General features: G+C 33.5%; 11 protein-coding genes. 4 read left to right on the plus strand and 7 right to left on the minus strand.

Annotation, left to right across the window (positions count from 1 at the left end; all coding sequences use genetic code 11):
* Positions 1 to 68: 68 nt before the first annotated feature.
* The 4 genes from WAF17_RS15050 to WAF17_RS15065 form a co-directional block, all read right to left on the minus strand.
* Positions 69 to 7484, minus strand: coding sequence for a T9SS type A sorting domain-containing protein (locus WAF17_RS15050; RefSeq protein ID WP_338761216.1), 7416 nt, complete (start codon positions 7482 to 7484; stop codon positions 69 to 71).
* A 308-nt stretch (positions 7485 to 7792) separates the two neighbouring features.
* Positions 7793 to 10957, minus strand: coding sequence for a two-component regulator propeller domain-containing protein (locus tag WAF17_RS15055; RefSeq protein ID WP_338761218.1), 3165 nt, complete (start codon positions 10955 to 10957; stop codon positions 7793 to 7795).
* 157 nt (positions 10958 to 11114) lie between these two features.
* Positions 11115 to 11612 carry an NUDIX hydrolase gene (locus WAF17_RS15060; RefSeq protein ID WP_338761221.1) on the minus strand — a complete coding sequence of 166 codons (498 nt, stop codon included), beginning with the start codon at positions 11610 to 11612 and terminating at the stop codon, positions 11115 to 11117.
* Between the two features lie 171 nt (positions 11613 to 11783).
* Entirely contained in the window at positions 11784 to 12569 is a 786-nt protein-coding gene (locus WAF17_RS15065) for a methyltransferase domain-containing protein (protein ID WP_338761224.1), read from the minus strand.
* A 362-nt stretch (positions 12570 to 12931) separates the two neighbouring features.
* Here WAF17_RS15065 and WAF17_RS15070 point away from each other — a divergent pair, with 362 nt between their 5' ends.
* The 4 genes from WAF17_RS15070 to menD all read left to right on the plus strand — a co-directional run bounded on the left by WAF17_RS15070 (position 12932) and on the right by menD (position 19265).
* Complete coding sequence (locus WAF17_RS15070) at positions 12932 to 15997, plus strand: WD40 repeat domain-containing protein (protein ID WP_338761227.1); 3066 nt, start codon at positions 12932 to 12934, stop codon at positions 15995 to 15997.
* Positions 15998 to 16073: 76 nt separating this feature from the next.
* Positions 16074 to 16283, plus strand: coding sequence for a PLD nuclease N-terminal domain-containing protein (locus WAF17_RS15075; RefSeq protein WP_338761229.1), 210 nt, complete (start codon positions 16074 to 16076; stop codon positions 16281 to 16283).
* A 249-nt stretch (positions 16284 to 16532) separates the two neighbouring features.
* On the plus strand, positions 16533 to 17222 hold the full coding sequence (locus WAF17_RS15080; RefSeq protein WP_338761231.1) for a hypothetical protein: 690 nt from the start codon (positions 16533 to 16535) through the stop codon (positions 17220 to 17222).
* 276 nt (positions 17223 to 17498) lie between these two features.
* Positions 17499 to 19265, plus strand: coding sequence for a 2-succinyl-5-enolpyruvyl-6-hydroxy-3-cyclohexene-1-carboxylic-acid synthase (gene menD, locus WAF17_RS15085; RefSeq protein ID WP_338761234.1), 1767 nt, complete (start codon positions 17499 to 17501; stop codon positions 19263 to 19265).
* 11 nt (positions 19266 to 19276) lie between these two features.
* Here menD and WAF17_RS15090 read toward each other — a convergent pair whose 3' ends face one another.
* From WAF17_RS15090 to WAF17_RS15100, 3 genes are read right to left on the minus strand one after another with little or no spacing between them, the layout of a single operon-like run.
* Entirely contained in the window at positions 19277 to 19963 is a 687-nt protein-coding gene (locus tag WAF17_RS15090; RefSeq protein WP_338761238.1) for a hypothetical protein, read from the minus strand.
* Between the two features lie 3 nt (positions 19964 to 19966).
* Positions 19967 to 20593, minus strand: a complete 627-nt coding sequence (locus WAF17_RS15095; protein WP_338761240.1) for an RNA methyltransferase — start codon at positions 20591 to 20593, stop codon at positions 19967 to 19969.
* A 29-nt stretch (positions 20594 to 20622) separates the two neighbouring features.
* Entirely contained in the window at positions 20623 to 22332 is a 1710-nt protein-coding gene (locus WAF17_RS15100) for a hypothetical protein (protein ID WP_338761242.1), read from the minus strand.
* Positions 22333 to 22365 lie beyond the last annotated feature (33 nt).

Raw genomic sequence — 22365 nt, forward strand, 5'->3', positions numbered from 1 at the left:
CTAACAACTAAAAAACCCTTCACTCAAAGAATGAAGGGTTTTTTTTATCTGCTTTACTTTTTTGCTTTCTACTCTATAATCACTGTTTTAGAATAGGTCGCCCCATTTTGGTTGAAGTGTATCAAATACATTCCTTTAGGTTGATTTTTGAGGTCAATGGTAAATTTCTGACTTCCTTTTTCAACTGTTTTTGTTTTGATGGTTCTACCAATGGCATCAAGAATAGTTACTTGTGTGTTTGTTGATAATACAGTTGCAAAACGAACGTTGAATGTTCCTCTACTTGGATTTGGATAAATACTAAATGTATCTTCTTCAAAATCATTTTGGTTTGCTTGTACTTTCGTTGCTATTCTAGTAGCAGGATTAGGACAGAAAGAAATTTTATAACTACCAGCATTTCCATTTGATGTATAAATAGCTATATCAGCAACCAGTTCTTCACTTGGGTCTATGCTTTGTTGTGTTATTTCTACGTTATTGTGGAAATATTTCACAAGACTTCCAACACGCTCTACACGTAGTTTATCTTCTTTTTTGTAGTCAATCGTTACTCCACTAGCTGTACCATAGTTTGCAATTGCTTTTCCACTTGCTAATACATACCATTTGTAGTTTATAGAAGTATAAGAAGGATTAGTATTCGGCAGAGTTAATCCAAACATATAATTAACGTTTTCAGACGCTGTATTTTCCACAAAACCATCTTGGTTTGCATTCAATGTATTGGCTGTATGTATTCCAGCATCCCACGTTGTTGTGCTTGTTGTTTTGCTTACGACTGCACCTGTTGAAGTTGCATTTGCTTCTACTACAAAATCAATCGGATAGCTCAATACTACTGATTTTGTAAAACTTCCAAAACTACCACTTGCTGTAACAGTATAGTAACCAGCAGGTTGATTGCTAAGAGTGCTTGTTGTACTTACCGTTGTACCAGCAGCATTTTTCCAGTCATAAGAAGTTGTAAATGTTCCTCCTGTCAATGTAGCCGTCGCCGAACCAGTAGAAGAACTACAATCTAATAAAGGAGCTGAAACAGTTAAGTCTAAAGCACACCCTGTAAATAGAACTTCTGGCAAGGTCGCATTTGCTGTGTATAGAGAAGCATCTACAACTAAATCATCTGTTGTTGCTGTGCTTGTACTTGTATAAAATACCGTACCGTTTTTAAAGTATTGGATTTGTGTTCCTCCTCTTTGTATTTTGAATCCATCACCTGTTTGATACGTTCCAAAATCTCCTTTATTAGCTCCATTTTCAAATACGTAGAACTTGCCATTGGCAGCTGTATAAATAGCATAATCAATAGCACTAAATCCTGTTCCCTCTTCTGTTTTGGATAGACCAATCATAGAAGCCGTAGTTGTATTATCTACTTTGAATACAACTCCTCCATCTGCTTTTACATTTTGAGTGGAGTTTGCATTTGTATTCCATCCTGTTATGCTTGTGTGGTCTAATTGCCCATCTCCATTTAGAGCTAGATTTGTCAAGTTTGTCCACGTAAGAGGTGCACCAATTAAGTACGATGAGTTATAAGTGATTCCATCTTTAGTAAGTTCTAATTGATACGTTCCTGCATCTAGTGCAGAAATATCTTGCGAAGTTTCTCCTGTTGACCATAAATAAGTTGCTCCTGTAGCTTCAATATCAATACTTCCAGTCGTTGCTCCTGTACTACAATCAATTCCTGTAACGGTTGCTGTATAGGTTTGTGCTCCACCTGCTGCTCCACAAAAAGAAACTTGTACTTGTCCTGTACTTCCTGAATTAATAGCTACATCAGCGACTAATGTTTCAGAAGCATCTATTACATATTGCTGTACTACGTTTCCATTTTTGTAGAACTTCATTTGGTTTCCTTCTCTAGCGACTGTAAATACATCTCCTGTTTGGTAACCTACTGCTGTGCCACGATTTTTGTTGTAGCTTGGAATTGCCTTACCATTTCCTACAAAATACCACGCATAATCAATAGAAGTATAAGAAGCAATGGCATTTGGTTTTGCTAAACCTACCATATAGAAGCTTGTGTTGTTGGTAATTGTATTGCTTACCCAACCGTTTGCAGCACTAGAAAGTTGTTGAGTAGAGGCAGATGTTGCTCCACTTGTCCAGCCTGTTGCATTGGTTTTTGTAAGAACGTTACCTGCTACACTCACATTTGTTTGGTTTTGAAAATCTACTTCATATCCAATAGCTACGTGTCTTGTACGAGTTCCATATACACCTGTTGCTGTTACTGAGTAAATGCCTGTGTTTTTACTTGATATACTTGCTGTATTTTCTCCACTAGACCACGCATAAGTGGTAGGAAGAGCTTCGCCAAGTAAAGTAGCTGTTGCAGCTCCAGCTCCATCAGTAGGACAGGTATTAGAAGTAAATGAGGTAATTTCTAAAGCAACAGGACAGCTTGTAAACTGTACTTGAGGAATACGTCCGTTTGCTGTCAGCATAGTAGCGTCAGCGATTAAATCACCTGCTAACACTCCACCTACTGTACGGAAAGCAGTTCCATTTTTAGTATATTGAAGGGTCGCTCCTACTCTTTTTATTTCAAAAATATCTCCGTTTTGATAGCTTCCAAAGCCACCACGAAGAACACCTTTTTCATAGACAACTACTGTTGCTGCACTTGTCAGGTAGATAGCATAATCAATAGAAGCAAACCCAGTAGCTCCTTTAGTGTAAGAAAGCCCCACCATATAAGCATTATCACTTTCTTCGGCTGTAAATACAATTCCTCCATCAGAAACTACCTTTCCTTCTGAGAAGGCTTTTGTTGTCCAGCCAGTAGTAGCCGTAGATTTAGTAAGTTTCTTATCAACAACTGTAAACTCAGTGAGGTCTGTCCACGTCAAATCATAGCCTACTTCATAAGTAGCTGTATAATCATTTCCTCCATCTGTAATCGTAATTTCATACTCTCCTACTGCAAGTCCAGTACGGTTTTGAGTTGTGATTCCTCCATCTGACCAAGCATAGCTTTGAGAACCACTAAATTCAGAAACATCTAAATCAATTGCTCCTGTATTTCCTCCTGCACAGCTTACGCTTGTGATAGTAGCTGTGATAGTGGGAGGTTCTGTAGTTGTTCCACTCTCTCCTGTACCAGTTGTTTCAAATGTATTTGTACCAGCACAATCATTATAAGCATAGACTCTAAAGAAATAGGTTGTACTTGAGCTTAAACCTGTAACTACGATATTTGGATTTGTAGAAGTACCTGCATAAACAACCTGTTCTCCTGCATCATTCCAACTCAAATCTGCTGTTGGTAGTGTTGCTGAATTAGTAGGAGCAGTAAAGCTATTTGTGCTATTTATTTTTATTACATAGCCGTCTGCACCACCTCCTGCTGGAGCTGAATAACTTGCTACATCCAAAGTAGTAGAAGTAGGGTTGTTTCCTGCCATTAGGTTTGTTACTTGTCCTGTTGGAGCTGTACAAGTAACAGGAGCATTGAAAATGAACTCATCAAATGTATCAGCAAAACCATCTGCTCCAGAAGTAATCACTACTCTATCTACATTATTAAATTTATTATTGAGTGTAACAATACCTATTGATGATATAGGAACTCCTATTTGTGTTCCTGTACTGTTTGTGTCTCGAAAACCTTCTATTGAAGCTATTTCAGAACTGTTTGTGAAATTATTATAGTAAAAAGACTCAAAATCAAATTCACTTCCATCACAAGTTTCTACTGTAACAGTTCCTACTTCACTTAAAATAAATGCTGTTATCCCCTTTCCTCCAGATGATCCACCATCAGTATCTTCAAACCAATTATTGCTACCACTTACTATAATACGCATTTTTCCACTCTCATAAGTTTGAGAGCCATAATCTACAAAATCAGTAAATGATTCACTTTCAAAGTCTATGGTTTGGGCAATAGCTCCAGTACAAGCTGTAAGCGTAGTAAAACTAATCTCATTTCCATAAGAAGTTCCTTCACCATTAATAGCATACGAACGAACAAACACAGTTGTAGCAGAAGGCAAACCTGTTACAGTTTGATTAAAAACTCCTGTCCCTGTTCCTATTTGTACTTTATTATTTGATGTAGTTGGAGCAGCACTCGTATTCCAAACGATACCTCTATCTGTTACGGTTGCTCCTCCATCATCTGTTACATTTCCTCCTAAGTCTGCTGTTGTTGCTGTTACATTGGCTTGGGCTGTGGTGGTTACTGTGGGGGGAGATGAGGTAACAGCTGGTGCAATGATAATATTATCTATCTTATATACAGTAGCTTCTTGTCCTCCGACTGTACTCTGTGCTGTAACTCTAAACTCATCAATATTATCAAAGCTATTATTGGAGTTTATGCCACTCATAGTTAAGTAAGTGTTTCCTGTTCCTCCTTGTGTATAATTAGCTCCAGTAACAAGACTTCCATTTCTATATCCTGTAATAGTAAATGTAACATCGTTAGTTGGAGAACCAGCAATAGCTAAAACTGCAATAGATTGTAAATCAAACTCACTAGCATCATTGCTAGTAAAACTATAAAAACCTCCATTTGAGATAGAAAAATTAACACTCGCACTATTACTAACCCCTTGATTTCCTGTACCACTTATTTGTAAAGTAAGTGCTGGAGGGGAATAAGTTTCTACATATATATCCCAACATGCTTGGTTACTCACACTAGCAGAGATTCCTGCGCCACTTACACCTGTTCCTTGACTAGAAAGTGTTGTTGGAGGAGCATTAGTATATCCTAAACCCTCAAATCCAGTTGTACCTATAGTGGGAGAACAAGGTGCTGAAAGTGTAGTAAAACTAATTTCACTTCCATAAGAAGTTCCTTCATTATTGATAGCATACGAACGCACAAAAACAGTAGTAGCAGAAGGTAGTCCTGTTACAGTTTGATTAAAAATTCCTGTTCCTGTTCCTATTTGTACTTTATTATTTGATGTAGTTGGAGCAGTACTCGTATTCCAAACGATACCTCTATCTGTTACACTTTCACCTCCATCATCTGTTACATTTCCTCCTAAGTCTGCTGTTGTTGCTGTTACGTTGGTTTGGGTTGTTGTGGTTATTGTGGGGGGAGAAGGAGTAGAAGATGTACCAAGACCAGCTAAGAAAATGTCTTGAACATTATCACCAGAGGCATAACTAAAAATAGTAGTCTGATTAGTACCGTCTGTATTAAATCGTGTCAGAACATCACCGTTGGTGTTGAGTAAATACATATGATCATTTGCAACATCTAGTTCAATTTCTTTGTATAATGAACTTCCACTTGGGGTATAAGTAAATAATGAATTTCTTGCTCCTCCAAGTAAGTTAGTAGTAAAGACTTCTCCACCACTAGATCTATCCACGTGGTAAATGAGATTATTTGTCAAATCAAGTTCAAATGCATCTTGTTGAGTTGTGTAAGAGGTAATAGACTGTGGATTGGTACCATCTGTATCAAACCTTACTAACTCATCTCCAGGACTGTTAAGTAAATACATATGATTATTAGCAACATCTAACTCTATTTTTAAGTAAGCTAAAGCATTTAAGACTGCTGTATATGCAATGACTGTATTTTTAGAACCACCATTTAAATCAGTAGTGAATACTTCACTCGGACCTGTTTGTGTTTCTGTATGATAAATAAGGTTATTAGTTAAATCAAGAGCAATATCCTGAGGAGTAAGTGAATATGTGTATATAAGTGTATTATTTGTACCATCTAAATTATATCTGCGTAACTCATCAGCATTTCTATCTAGTACATAAATATGTCCATTTGCTTCATCTAACTCAATATCTGCTGCAAATGAAGAAGCTGAAGCTGTATAAGTTACAATACTAGTTTCATCTCCTCCTAACAAATCTGTAGAAAAAGCTCCCTTACTTACTGGGTCAAGATGAAAGATAATAGGAGCCGAAATAGGGTTTGAAGCAAGTATAGCTTGGAAATTCAATGTTGTTGGCTGATTTCTCAAAGAAACTGTAATTTCGTTTTCAGTATCTATTACAGCACCTGCATCTATATGAACATATAAATCCACCCCAATAGGTAGATTACTAGTAGGATTAATGGTAAGTTGTGTTCCTCCAGTAAGTATAGTAGAAGTAACATCAATAGCTTCAACAACACTATTGTCACTTACTCTCCTAATTTCTATATTTCCAGTACCTAAAGTTATTGTTTCATTAAAGTTGAGTACTAAATCTGCATTTTCTGGAAAGTCTGTTGCTCCGTCGGTAGGTGTGCTTGAGGATAAAGCTGGGGGAGAGTTGGTGTTTTGAAAGATAGCTGCATCATCATCTCCTCCCTTCAAAGGATCAATAATATCATCATCCCAGTCTCCATCATAATCTACTACCCAAAAATCATAAGGCTCTCCAAGAGGACTACCATCTACTGCTGGACTTAGGTTAATAGTTGTGGTAGTTTCTTCATTATAAACTCCTCCATTATTTCTCAACAAGTGCCAACCAGACCCTGTTGAATTTGCTACAATAAAATCAATATCTCCGTCTACATCATAATCAACAGGGAGCATATAGCTTGTAGCTCCAGATGAAAGAATTGAATTTGTTTTATTAGATAAAGGAGAAGTACCTCCTGCTGTTAATTCTGTAAAAACTCCTGCACCATCATTTCTAAAAATAGCTGCATCATCATCTCCTCCTTTAAGAGGGTCAATAATGTCATCATCTCCATCTCCATCATAATCTATTACCCAAAAATCATAAGGCTCTCCAAGAGGACTACCATCTACTGCTGGACTTAGGTTAATAGTCGTGGTAGTTTCTTCATTATAAACTCCTCCATTATTTCTCAACAAGTGCCAACCAGACCCTGTTGAATTTGCTACAATAAAATCAATATCTCCGTCTACATCATAATCAACAGGGAGCATATAGCTTGTAGCTCCAGATGAAAGAATTGAATTTGTTTTATTAGATAAAGGAGAAGTACCTCCTGCTGTTAATTCTGTAAAAACTCCTGCACCATCATTTCTAAAAATAGCTGCATCATCATCTCCTCCTTTAAGAGGGTCAATAATGTCATCATCTCCATCTCCATCATAATCTATTACCCAAAAATCATAAGGCTCTCCAAGAGGACTACCATCTACTGCTGGACTTAGGTTAATAGTTGTGGTAGTTTCTTCATTATAAACTCCTCCATTATTTCTCAACAAGTGCCAACCAGACCCTGTTGAATTTGCTACAATAAAATCAATATCTCCGTCTACATCATAATCAACAGGGAGCATATAGCTTGTAGCTCCAGATGAAAGAATTGAATTTGTTTTATTAGATAAAGGAGAAGTACCTCCTGCTGTTAATTCTGTATATTGAGCTTGAATACTTTGAGTAAAGAAAGTAAAACAAGAAATAAATAGAATAAATTTGTATACTAAATTCTTTTTAAATTTTTCATTTTCGGGTAAATAATAACTTGCAATGCTAAAATTTACTTTTTGTTTTGCTTTAAAAAATGAAGTTTGTTTCATGATATTTAGAGAGGTGTGATGTGAAAGAAATTAAAAATTTTATTTGTATGCACAAAGGTAGTTATGGTCATTTTGTGATGATTCTGTATCTGATTTTTTTTGAAAAACAATGAATAAAATTACTTTTTCTTTTTTTTTAACATGGATTTATGTTTTTTAGGCATTTTATAAATAGGGCAGGGAATCTGTAAGAGTCTGAAACTCTTATCTAAGAGAAAGCAAACAATTTTGTTCTATTTATTTAAGAATCGCTAAAATCCCAATGAGATGTGTTACTTTTTAAGAAAGTGTGTAAATCAATAAATGATTTAAGCCTCAATTTTTCCTTCTCTCATCGAAAAAGTAAAAGTAGTCCCTTGTTTTTCTGTACTTTCTACCCAAATTTCGCCGTTTTGTTTTTCAATAAATTCTTTACAAACCATTAGCCCTAAGCCTGTTCCTTTTTCATTGGCTGTTCCACGTGTTGTTACGTGTTGGTCTTTTACAAAAATTTTCTTTGCTGTCTCTTTATTCATTCCTACTCCTGTATCTCGTACAAAAACATGAACCATTTTATGAGTCTCTTTTTCTGATTTGTTATCATTGTTATCTTCGTAATAAACAGCTCCTACTGTAACAGTTCCATCTATATCTGTAAATTTTAGGGCATTACTTATAAGATTACGCAGAATAAAGTTGAGTAAATTAGGGTCTGCCTCCACTAATATTCCCTCCTTTATTTGAGATACTTGAAGGTTTATTTTTTTATTTTTAGCCGTTGGAAGTAATAATTCAATATTTTTTTGGATGTGGTCTGTAATCAATAAAGGTTCTAATTGAGTTTCCAAATGTCCCATTTGCGCTCTAGACCATTGTAGAAGGTTTTCCAAGAGTCCACCTACATTTCCCAAAGATTTATCAATGTCTCTAGTTATTCTATTTATTTCATCATCAGTAAAGGCATTTCTGTAAGTGATAAACATTTTTAGAAAATTTTGTAGCGTTGCTAAAGGCGCACGTAAGTCGTGAGAGATAATCGAAAACATACGGTCTTTTATACTATTTGATTGAGAAAGCTCGTTTTCAGATTCTTTCAAAAGTGAATTTGTTAGAGCTAATTCTTTATTTTGGTGCTTTAGCTTTTCAGTTTGTTTGGTTACTTCTAACTCTAATAACTTACGTTTTTTCTCTAACGAATTGGTTCTTATACGCACATAACCTGCAAAAAGAATGAATCCAACTAAGGTACAAGCCACTAAAAACCAAGTTTTTTTCCAAATTGGAGTAGCGATAGTAAAAGAATAGTTTGCAGGGATATTTGCCCAAACTCCATCATCATTGGTAGCCAATACTTCAAAATCATAATTTCCATCTTCCAAGTGAGAATAATAAGCAAAGTTTTGTGTTGTTATCTCTGACCAGTTTTTATCAAACCCCTTTAAGCGATATTTGAATTTTACTTTTTCTGGGTAACGAAATGTAATTGTCTTGAAATCAAAGCGTAAGCTATAATCATCATAAGGCAAAACTAAATTTTCTTCAAAACTTTTTTCTTTACCAAAAATACGAAAACCACTTAAAACAACCTTTGGACGAACTAAATTGATATGGTCATTTTGTCCAATATAATGAATCAAACCCCTTGTAGTTCCGAACCATAAATCTCCATTATACTCTCTTTCGATAGCACTTCTATTGGCTTCTGTTCCGATAAGCCCGTCTGATTGATGATAAATCTTTGCTAAATCATCTTTAGGGCGAAGCCTAGTAATTCCTTTTCTTGAACCAATCCAAATATTATAATTTCTATCAGCAGCAATAAAGTAAGAATAGTTTGAAGCCAAACCGTTAGCCGTTGTATATTTTTTGATTCCATTGTCGGAGTATGCAAAAACACCAGAGCCTTCCGAACCTATCCAAAGCGTATTTTCGGCATCTTCTGTAAAACAAGTTGCCTTTACTTGATTAAACTCCGGAACAGCATCTAAAACAGTCAGTTTGTTATCTTTCCAATAAGATAGTGTGTAGTCAGAAGAAGCAATCCAAATACGGTTTTGTCTGTCTTTATAAATATTCTGAATTCGATTTAGTTGTATTGTTTTGGTAGGCAAAATTTGAATAAACCTATTTTCAGATTTGAGGTATTTGAAAAGTCCCCATAAGTTTGTTGCTATCCAAATATTTCCCTCATCATCAGCTGTTATTTTGTTGATAGTTTTGTCAGGAACATCTCTAATTGATTTCAAAGAATTAGTAACTGGGTCAAATGTAAAAAGTCCTTTGTTCTCTGTTCCTATCCATATTTTACCCAAAGAGTCTTGAAATAAAGTTCGGACAATAGCTTGAGGAAAAGCAGGTAGATATGTTTTGAAGGTTGTTGAATCTCCTTGCTGAACGAGAGAGGTTATATTTTGGTCTGTTCCTAAAAGTAGATTATTCTCATCAATTCGTAAGATAGACAAAATATTTTCACTAGGTAAGCCATGCGAGTAGGTATAAATTTCGAACATCTCATTGAGCATCTGAACAAGTCCATTATTTTCTGTTCCTATCCAAATACTTCCTTCATAATCTTGCAAAATACAAGAAATAGATGAGCTTGGAAGTCCGTTTTTAGTGGTGTAATGTTCTATACTTACTATTTTTTCTTCCTTCTTTGTAGATTCTACTCTAAATAATCCATTGTTTTTTGTTCCTATCCAAAGTTTCCCTCTTTTATCTTCCAAAATAGAAGTGATATATTCTTTGGCTAGTTCTGTTCTGCTCGGAAAAGCTTTTTTTACATTATTATTAGAAAAAAAATTATATATTCCATTGTCTTTTGTTCCTATCCAAAAACCTATTTGCCCCTGCTTTTTTCGTGTAATAGAATGTACTTCTATTCCTTTCAGTTCTTTTATCTTATCAGTAAAAACAAACTTTTCATCTTTTATGGAGGCTACAAAAAGTCCACTATCTGTTCCTACTAAGAACTCATTACTAGGTAATTTTTCAAAAACATTACATCTTTCTGTATGCGTACTGACAAGAGGAAAATAAGAGGTCTGATAATCGAATGTTTCTTTTACTTCCTTCTTCTGACTTTTATCAAAACTAATCTCAAAAATACCTTCACGCTCTGTTAATGCCCAAATATGTTCTTCTTCTACATAAATCTGCTGAATTCGGCTAAGTAAATTTTGGTTAAGGGAAGTAATTGTCCAGATAGAATCTGTCTGTCTATCGTGGTAAGAGAGTAATCCTTGTGGATGTCCGAGCCAAGTTCCATTACGCAAAGAATCTGTTGCTAAGGCAGTAATGAAGTTGTCAGAGAGTCCATCACTCTGTGTAAAAGGTTGCATGTCATGCCCATCAAAACGAGCCAATCCATTTCCTGTTGCTATCCATAAAAAACCATTCTCATCTTGTGCTGCCCCATAAATATCACCTTGAGGTAAGCCTTCATCTACGTCATAATGACGCAAACCGATAGATTGCGCAAAAGAAGTTTGCACCAAAAATAAAAATAATAGAAGAAAGAGGTATAAGACAATGTGTTTCATGTAGTAATATTTGACATAACTATCAAAAATATTCATTTTTAATCAAAATACAAATACGATTTCTGTACAAAAAGCACATAATCATATTTTTACTACAATCAATCAACAATCAATTCGCTCTGATATAACCTCTTAACTTTTTCAGGTTTTCTATTGAAGAAGCATATTTAAAAATTCTGTGTCTTTGTTCAAATGGTAAAGCTTGAATTTTAGAGTATTCTAAATAATCTACTGAGGTAATAATCTGATTATCAACTCCATGTTCTGGGTCAAAGCCTGTTTTTAGTTTTCCACCAACAGCACGAACAGCAAAAAATAACTCTACGGCATGAATAGGCAAATTGACATACTCATAAACACACATAAAGTAATCAACTTCTATTTCCAGTCCTGTTTCTTCCAAAAATTCTCTTTTTAGTGCATCAGTTGCTGTTTCTCCTAGTTCTATTCCACCACCAATAGGCGAAAAAAAAGGTTTGTTTTGCTCTAAATCTGATGAAATTCCTTTCATGTTTACGACAAGCAAACGCCCTTTTTTATCAACACAAATTCCACAAACCCGTGTTCGGACTTTTTTACCATATATTTTTTCTAACGATGTATCCATATCTAACTAAATTACGAATTACGAATTACGAATTTATTTTTTTAAAGGCAAGAAAATCAAAACAATGAGTATAGAAATACAATTTCTCACTAATCACTAATCACTAATCACTAATCACTAATCACTAATCACTAATCACTAATCACTAATCACTAATCACTAATCACTAATTTATTTCTCTACTACAAAAATCATTCTGTCAGAAATTTCTTCTTCAAATTCAGACAAATCATAATCTCCAAAAATACGTGCTACGGTTAGTCCAGCATTTCTAAAATAACGCAAAAAGTCTGTGGTTGGAATTGCCTTTACTCGTTCTTGAAAATGAAATTGTTTCCCTTTATCTTCAAAATTAATATCCTTTACAATGAAGTCATTTTGTATAGATTTTGAGATTTTAAACGTGATTCCATCGATATTTTTTTCTTCATAGCACACTAGTGATTCTATGACTTTAGTAGTATTGAAAAAATCTAATACAATTCTGCCTTCTGTTTGGAGAGCTTCTGCCATTGCTGAAATAGCTTGTTGGTTTTCGTTATCCGTTTCAAAATAACCAAAACTTGTAAATAGGTTCAAGATAAAATCGAAATAATCACTTTTATAGATTTTCCTCATGTCATGCTGACTAAAACTCAAACGCTCATTCTCAAATTGCTTGGCATACTGAATGCTCTCTTCTGATAAGTCTATTCCTTCAACACAAAGCCCTTTCTGATTGAGATAAATAGAATGACGACCTTTTCCACAGGCTAAGTCAAGTATTTTATCATTAGAAAGAAAATTAAGATATAGACTTATGTTATCCATAAACAAACGAGCTTCTGTATCATCTCTGTCTTTATAGAGGATATGATAATAATGTGAATCAAACCACGTTTCAAACCATTCACTATTTTTATTGGAATTATTGGGGTTGTTTTTTTTGTTCTTATCTTCTGAATTAGAATTTGACACGGCTAATAAAAAGGGTAAAGTAAGGGAGATAAAAGTTTTGAAATAGCAAATAATTTTTAGACAAAATAGAAAGCAAAACTTCAGAGTTTTTGGCTTTATTCAATTTTAATCTGAAAATAGTTGAGAATTAATTCTGAATTGCGTGTTTGTGTTTGTTTTTAGTCAAAAAACAGTTAGTTTAGATTATCTTTTTATGATTTTTTTGTTTGGTTATACTAAAATAGTTTTTTAATTATTGATAATCATTAGTTTCCCAAGCAACACATACGCCTATTTATAGAAAGATAATAAAAAAACAAAATTCTGTTCTTATCATTCTGCGATTGCTTCTTTGAAAGCATTTGCAAGTTGTGCAAATTTATATGAAACAATCCTATTCACCAATAATTTTTTTGACTTCTGCTACCGAAACATCTGCTTTTTTGGCTGCCGATGTTGCCCTTTCTACGCCTCAACGCACAGGAACATGCGAACTGGTAATGACTTCAGAGAATATTTTTTCAGAAGTATTTCAACGTTTAGATGAAAAAGAATTTAGTGATAGGCTTTTTATTTTTCATTGGATAGGAGATTCGAACGACTCTACCTTCATCGAACAGCTTATTCGCCGTCTTTCTACGATGCCAAATTTAGTTTGTTTGATTTTGGAAGATATACAAGTCCCTCCTTCTGCAACAATTGCACACCTTTTACCGATTACGATTGCTGTTTCTAAAAATCAAGATAAAGAAGATAATAGTATTTTTAGTAGTCATTTTTATGAACAACTTGCTCAAAATAACTCTATCAAAGAAGCCTATAATTATGCTTCAAGAAAGCTTCCAAATACGCCTTCAACACTTTTTGTTAAGCCAAACGCAGAACACGTACTTGATTTTACATTATCAAAAACACAAAAAGAAGAAGAAACTCCAAAAACTCCAGAGCAGGAAAAAGTAGAGCGTTTTAAGAAAATAGTAGGTCAGAAGGCTCGTTTTTCAGTTCATTCTAAACCAGAACTTTTACTTTCTAAAGAAGAAGTAAAGTTTTTTGAAGAATATAGATTTGAACTTGCTCCTCTTTCAGATATTGAAAATCAACTTTATATTCGTAGTCTCAAAAAAATAAATCAGAAAAAAAGACAACAAAGATATTTATATAGAGCAATATTTTTCTTGACGTTTTTTTTAGTATTGGCTGGATTAGGTTTTTGGGCGCAATACTTAGAATATGAAAGACAAGCCAAATCACACAAAGTACAAACTCGCCAACAACAAGCTAATTTTTTGACGTATTTGGGTGATAATATGCAAAAAGAAAATTCTACAAAGGCAATTCGATTAATAGAAAAAGCTATTAGAGAATATCCAACACGCTCAGCACAAGGTTCTTTATACTCTCACTTTTATAGTCTAAGTTTGTATTATTCGGCTCAAATTCCAATCAAAAATTTTAATAAAGATGGAGATGATAAAGAAAAAATAAACTATGCTGTTTCCTCTGATGCTCAATGGTTGGCTTATTTTGAAAATGATGATAAGACAGGTACTTCTAAAGGACAAAGTGCAATATTTATTAGTTCGTTACAAGGAGATGTTATCAAACGAATTGAGAAGGAAGTAGGTATTGAAAAAATCATTTTTTCAAATAACGTTCCCTATCGTTTGGCTGTTGGTTTTTCAGATGGAAAAGTAGAAATTTTAGATGTTTATGGAAAGAGTTTATTAGAAATGCAGGTGCATAATGATACTATTTCAGGACTTTCTTTTTCAAAAGATGATACAAAAATCATTTCGGCTGCTGATACAACAGCACTTATTTGGACAACGGCAGGAGAAGTATTAGATACGATTAGTGGCAATCGTAGCAAAATTTTGAAGATGCGATTTTCTCAAAATCAAAATACCCTTTTTACAGAGGCAAAAGATAGTGTAATTGCAGTTTGGGAAGGTGCTGACTTACTTTCTACTTTTGAAGGCACGAAGGCAAAATGGCTTTCTCATAATTATTTGGTTCTGAAACAACATAACAACTCTAAAGATGAGAATAAAGAGAAACAACGTAAGCAGAAGAAAAACAAAGAAAATATAGATACGACTGATTCTCTAAAATGGATAGTCTGGGATATTTCCACAAATAAAATGAAAAAAGAACTTCAAAATCCAAAGCAAATATTGTCTCAAGATTCTGTTTCTTTTTGGGTAATTGATGAGAAAAATACATTGAAAAGATATTATTTTGAAAGTGATTCTGTAACGCTTTGGCAAAGAAATGTAGCTTATTTTGCAATGTATGAAGGAAATCCTTTGACAAAGGAGAATAAAAAATGGGTAATTATATCAAAAGATGGTTTGGTTACTATGCGTTTTGCTGATGGAAGTCAGGCTACTACAAAACTAGAAAATCTACCTATTAAAGAACCTTATTTTACACAAGATGGAAGTTATTTGGTCATTCAAACTCCTTCAATGATTACTTTTTGGAGAGCTTCCAGCCCTCAAATGCGTTTTACGGACAAACTACAAGGCGAAAAATGGATTGCTCAAAATGCAATGACAAACTCAAATAAAATACAAAATAGAGATATACGGCTAATTTATTACTCTGGAAATATTTATAGACTTACTGACCTAAACGAGAATGCAAAAGCAGAGTTTGCAGCCGATAAAGTATTTTTACATCCGTATCAAAACTATGTTCTGACAATCAAAAATGCTGTTATTTCGTTAGATAAATTTGATAAAACCAATATAGCTGAAAAAAACAAACCATTCAAAGTTACAAATGCCTTTACCAAAAAAGCAGAGTATGTAAGTGTTGGTTTTTCTGAAAGAGGCAGTTTTGTTTGGGCAATTACACAAAAGAATGAACTTCAATTAATAGACTTAAAAGGTAAGGTTTTTTACACACAAAAAGTGAAGCCAAATACAGAAGTAATAAGTTCTTTTGATGATAAATATTTAGCCTTTGCTCAAAAAATAACAGGAGGGCTAAAACCTTATATGATTTTTCATTTAGACACTAAGCGAGGCTATGAATTAGATACTCGTTTGGAGCGTTCGAATATTTCTTCTTTTTTCTTTTCTCCTTCTCAAGCACAACCTTATTTAGTTTCTGCTTCGGGTTCGTGGACAGATTTTTGGGATTTAAAAGGGCGTAGAATGAAAGCTCTAAAAGGAGGGAATCCAATGTATGGAAAAGAAATGATTCTGACTTCTTCTTATGGTAATTTTTATATTGCTACTTTAGACGCAAATAGAGTGTATCATAAAAAAATAGATAATCTTCAAAAAGCTACGCTAAGTCCTGATAAAAATTATATCATATTGCATTTTTCAGAGTCTATGCAAGTTTGGAAAACATCGCCTTTTGGAATCATTCAATGGTTGGAAGAAAACAAAATTTATCAACTATCAACACAAGAGCAAAAACAATTATTGCTTCGATAACGTATATAGTAATAAGAGGTCAAGATTATGGCTTCAAATTTTTATTATTTCCTTTCATTTTTTAAACTTCAAATTTATGTTTACGATTCTTTTAGATAACGCATTTGGCGTAATAGGTGGTGGCTTAGGTAGTATTTTGGGTATTCTTTATGCTGTCTTGGTTATTTATGGCTTATACAGAGTATGGACTTCTCCTAGTTCGATGGGAACAAAAGTTCTTTGGTCAATAGCTATTTTCTTCTTACCATTATTGGGTACAATCCTTTACCTTTTAATAGGCGATTAAAAAGTATTTTTATAATTCAATTAGGAAAATTAATTCTGAATCTGTTTTAAGTACAAAGACCTACATCTCATAAAAGATATAGGTCTTTTTTATGTCTTAATAATAGGTCAATTTCAAAGAGCAGACTGTCTATACAAAACCGAAACAGGTCTTAGAGAATTTAAACTTGAAAATGTACAAACTATTGAATAGTGGAAACTGAGAGAAAATAATTGAATGACATTTACTTCTCTCTTTTTTTAAAAAAATATGAGTATAGAAAAATACAAATTACAACTAGATATATTGAGGAAGGAATTCCCTATTGGAATCCGTCAAGGTCTTTTGATTTTAAAAGAAGTGGAGGGAGATATACAAAAAGCTAGAAAATTATTTCAGCAAAAATCTATTGAAGTTATACTTCAAAAAGTAGATATAAATCATGATATGGCTTTACAAAATCTAATTGAAAATAATTTTTCAATGCCTGAGACGTTGGAAAGTATTAATAATAAGCGATTTACACTAACAGAAAGAATACTACGCAAAAATAAAAATAATAAACTCAAAGCTTTGTCAAGGATAGCTTTAGCTATTGAAGATGTAGAAAAACTAGAAAGAAATTTTTGGTTAAGTTTCTCTGAATTAGATAAGCTAAATAGATTAGGAAGTATTTCTGAAAAGGTTATTTGCTTTATGGTAGTAAATGAGTGGTTAGATTACGTAGAGTGGGAAAGTTTTGATAGTGCTGTTTATTTTCATTTGGAGTACGTAATATATCAAATTGAAACTTATCTTTCTCTTCCTGTTCTTGTATCGATATTGAATAATGCAAAAGAAAACAGTAGTAATATAAATGAAATTTCACAAATAGAAGCAAAATTTGAACTTGAAAAGCCTTTACTAATTTCTGCCTTATATAATTTCGTAGAATCAAATATTGAATACTTTCCTAAATAATGACCACAAAAAAAGGCTTCAGAACATGCCGAAACCTCTTTTTTATAGCCATGAAAAAATTACCAATCTCGTGGCAATCACGGTTAATTAAATAGCTATTAATATGCCAAAGTCTAAAAATAGAAGACAAACAAGAGAATAAACAAAATTAAGTTCTGAATGGATATAGATATAGAGTTTCTAATTGATTATTTTTGTTGAGCAAAACGGATTGCTTTCAGAAATGCTATATTTGAGTTAATTCGTAATTTTTAATTTTTAATTGCCAATTCAATTATGTCTTACGCCCTTCAACCCATTTGGAATATTGCTCACATTTGCCATAAACACGGCATCGAAAACGTAATAATTTCTCCCGGTTCTCGGTCTGCTCCTCTTACCTTGTCTTTTGTAAGGCATAAAAATTTGAATTGCAAAGTAGTAGCAGATGAGCGTTCGGCTGCTTTTATTGCCTTAGGAATTGCACAACAGACAAACAAACCTGTTGTTTTGATTTGTACTTCGGGTTCGGCTGCCTATAATTATGCCCCAGCAATTGCAGAAGCCTATTTTGGGCAGATTCCTTTGCTTGTCTTTACGGCTGACCGTCCTCCAGAATGGATAGACCAGTTCGATGGACAAACTATCAGACAGACCAATATTTATGGCAAACATGTAAAGGAAAGTTATACCTTGCCTGTTGATTTATCGCATCAAGACGCTGTTTGGCATGTCGAACGTACTATTTCAGAAGCTATAAATTTATCCAAGACTTATCCTTTTGCACCTGTTCATATCAATGCGCCTTTTCGTGAGCCATTTTATCCACCTGTCGAAAGTCAAGAGGAACAAAAGGAAGAAGATATAAATAATTTTTATGAAAATCAGATAAAATACGATATTGATGTAAAAATTATAGAACAAATTCATAGCCGTCCCAAAATCAGAACACAGCATTGGGAAGACTTACTAGATGTTTGGAACAGAACAGAAAAAAAATTGATTGTAGGAGGACAAATGCGTTATAATGAACGTTTGATTACTGCATTGAACGGTTTGGAAGTTACTGTTGTGGCTGACGTAATTTCAAATCTTCATACTGTCAAAAATAGCATTCAACATCAAGATGTATTTTTGATGAACAGAGAAAGCCTAGAAGAACTCAGACCAGAGTTATTGATTACATTCGGAAAGTCAGTCATTTCAAAAAACCTCAAAAAATTCTTGCGTGAATATCCTGCGATTGAGCATTGGCATATTCAACCTGCTGGAATTGCTGCTGATACTTTTCAGTCGCTTACAAAAGTAATTCCTCTTAATCCTTCTTATTTTTTTAGAAAGGTTTTGGAGAAGCAAACGACTTTTGCAGAGTCGTACCGTCAATCTTTTTTTGTAGATAATTGGCGAGGAACAGATGCAGAAATTACAAAACTAAATGCTAATTTCTTCGAAGAGCAACCTTTTTCAGAGTTTGAAGCTGTAAAAATGCTAATGGATATAGTACCAGAACACTCTAATATTCATTTGGCAAATAGCATGAGCGTACGTTATGCAAATTATTTTAATACAGGAAAAAAGATAGAGTTTTTTTCCAATCGTGGTACAAGTGGGATTGATGGTTCTACAAGTACAGCTATCGGACACGCTCTTGCAGACGAGGAAATTTTGAATGTTTTACTGACTGGTGATGTTGCTTTTTTCTATGATAGAAATGCGTTTTGGAATAATTATCTACCAAAAAACTTGATTGTAATTCTACTCAATAATCAAGGAGGAGGAATTTTTAAGATGCTTCCTGATTGTGCCAAACAGCCCGAATCCGATGAGTTTTTTGTAATCAAACAGCCTTTGAATGCAGGAAAACTAAGTAAAGAATTTGAACTAGAATATACATTTTGCGAAAATAAAAGTAAAATTGAATTTCAAGAAGCCTTAGGAAAATTAGAGTTAGATGTAGAAAAACGAAGCCAAACTTCTATTATTGAAGTCAAAACAAGTATAGAAATAAATACAAAGGTTTTTCAAGACTATAAAAAAGCTGTTAAGTTTTTGGAGGTGGATTGATGAATTTAATATTATTGTAAAATTTTATCTTCATATTTAACTGGAAATAATTCTAACTCAAAAGCACTTCTTATTTTCGAAGTAAATTCATTTTTACAGCATAGAAACATATCAAGATTCTCTGAAGTTGTGATACACCATTTCATACTTTTAGGAAATAAGTATGTACAATAGTCAAAGCCTAATTCTTGCTGCCACTCAAAATAATCTTCAATAGTAAGATTCTCTATCTCCTGTTTTGGATTTATTTTATCAATTGAATGTCTATAAATATCTTCTACAAATAAATTTAGAGGTTCATTTTTTAAAATCTTTTCAATTCCTGATTTTAAATTCGAAATAGTTAGGTTTCCAAGAGTTTTAATTGCTGGTGTTCGCTTAATTTTATTCAAGACATTATAGTCATAATCTACATTGAATCTCTCAGCAATTTCTTTTAAAGTTGTTGGGCGAAATAGTTTGTTTTCATTTGGATTAAGAAATAAACCAAACTCTTTTTCAATTTTTATCCTTTTATTGGTTTCTTCTATCGTTTCGTTTTTTAAAGGGTAATTGTCAAAAGGAAAATCATCAACTATTCCAACCTTCCAATGAATCAGAAAGTAATCATTAAATTCATTAGGGATTATATCTGAAATGCTATTCCAACTTTTGCTTCGTATTTCATAGAATTGTTTTATCCAATCAAACTTGTTCATTTTCTAGTCTTCTTTTTTTTTGTGTTTTGCTTTATGCTGGTATTTCTTCTGTCCTCTTTTATATTTTTTTTGAAACTCTCTCCTTTGCTTCGTTATCTCATAAAGGACAATTCCTGTTGAAGTTGCCAAATTTAAACTTTCAACTATTCCATACATCGGAATATTCACACAAAACTCACTTTTTTCAATTGCCAGTTCACTTATGCCCCTTGATTCATTTCCAAACCAAACAGCTAATCTAATTTGTGTGTAGTCTCCTTCATGTAACACTACATTTTCTTCGCCTTTTATATGTGGAGAAGTTACTATAGATACAAACCTTTTCTTTTCTAAATGTTCGAAACATTCTTCTGTACTATTAAACCTTTTAACAAACGTCCATTTGATTGCTGAAACAGATGCTTTTGCTAAACTTTTTCTACTTCTTATTTCTTGCCAATCGTCAGGTAGTTTATTTCTACTATCAATAATGTATAGCTTTTCAACTCCAAGAGCATTTATATTTCTAATTGTCCTTCCTATATTTTTATAATCGTTCGGCTCTTCTAGAACAGCAATTAGGTTTTTACACCGAAATTCTTTTATAGCATCTGCTCTTTTTCTAAGTGAGCTTTTTTCTTTTTCTCCCATTTCTTTTTTTACGTTTAATGATGATTTATCTACCCCTTAATCAACTTATCCCCCAAAGAATTCGCTTTTGAATTATTAAACTGTTTCAAAAACTGCCCTAGCTCTGGGAAAGAGACTTTTTTGGGCTTGTATTTTTTGGCAAGTTTTAGATAATCTTTGTCCTTAGTTTGAGAGTATAGAGCCACAGCACAAAACAAACGCACCTCTTGACGCTCCAACCCTTTGAGTAACTCTTGTTTTATTTCTTCATCTTTATCTAAGGCAGAAAGAGCCAAAATAGCTCTCATCTGACGAGTTTGTAGTGCATAATAGGTTTTGTTTTTCCATTTAGAAGCCGTTTTGGGAAGAGGCAAATACAACTCTTTTATAAGTGCTGTTCTGCTTCTTTCATCATTTAGTTTTGATAAATTTTGAGCAATATTCATCGATTCAGGTAAATAATCATATTCCAATAAGCTAATCAAAACATCGTGCATATTAGGCGATTTTTTTCTAACTAAAGTCGTTGTTATTTCCCTTGTCAGTTTTATTTCTTTTGTCTCTTTAAGAAGCTGTATTAAAAGCCATTGTCCATGTTGTCTGTTCGCAAGTGTATTGATTATATTTTTGCGTTCTCTATCAACTAAGGAATAATAATTACTGAACGTGTGAAGCAATTCAGAATCAGAAGCATCGGCAGCTAAAGTAGCGACCAATAAGTTTTGCGAGTTAATGTATCTTTTCGAATCGTTAGAAATAGAGTTTCTCAGAGAATCAATAAGCTTTGACCTATTTTTTTTCTGAATGTAATTCTTTATATGAATTCTACCTAAAAGAAGAGCGTTTTCCTTTGAAAATTCAAAACGTGCATATTTGGGAACAGAGGCATAAAATTCAGCTTTTTGTATCATTTCTAAAGAAGGAGAGGTTTCAGTTTCCTCATTTTTCTTTTCCTTGTCATTTCTTTCAATATCTTCTTTTTTTGCCAAAATACGTCCCAATTCTTTGTAAGTATCAGGATTTTGAGCATCAACTTCTAATGAATGATGCAGTCTCTTGATAACCAAACTTTCTAAAGAATCCTGTTCTTTTTTATTATCTGTCTTTATTTTAGCTTGATAAATGGCTGCGTTGGTAAGGTAATGACTGTTTTCTGGGTAGAGTTCTGCAAGTTGTTTGTGATAGACAAATGAGCTATCAAACTCTCTATTCATCTCATAAAAATTAGCCAAACGTTCTAAAACAAACTCCTCATATGGATAAATTTTGTAAGCAGCTCGGTAGGCTATAATTCCTTTTTGCCAATATTTTAAGAAGGGAGTAGAGGTATTTTCTAGAAAATCTTGTTCATAGAGTGATAAATTTTCTTCTATATCTTTTTCTGAATACGTTTTGAGATAAATAGAAGGAGCATTTTGCTCTGCTTTTTCGAAAAAAACATTACCAATATTCATATGAAGAACATAATCAGAGGGCTTACCTTTCAATCCTTCACTCCAAATATCGATAGCCATTTTCCATTCTCCCAAATGGTAATTCATTTTTCCTAATACGGAACGAGAATCCGAATCATCTGGATCGTGTTCTAAGTTTTGGCGTAATAGTATTTTTGCTTCGTTATGATTTCCTGCATTAAAAAGTGAGATGGCATCATCTAAAGAGTGAGGAATAGAAGCTGTTTGTGCAATTACTGAAATGTTCATCAAATAAAAACAGCATAGGCAAAAGCAAAAGACAGAAGAAAGAATATATTTTTTCATTATCGATGTATCTAGGTTAGAACAAGCCCTTAG

Origin of the sequence: Bernardetia sp. ABR2-2B, assembly GCF_037126435.1 — a bacterium.
In the GTDB taxonomy this organism is placed as follows: domain Bacteria; phylum Bacteroidota; class Bacteroidia; order Cytophagales; family Bernardetiaceae; genus Bernardetia.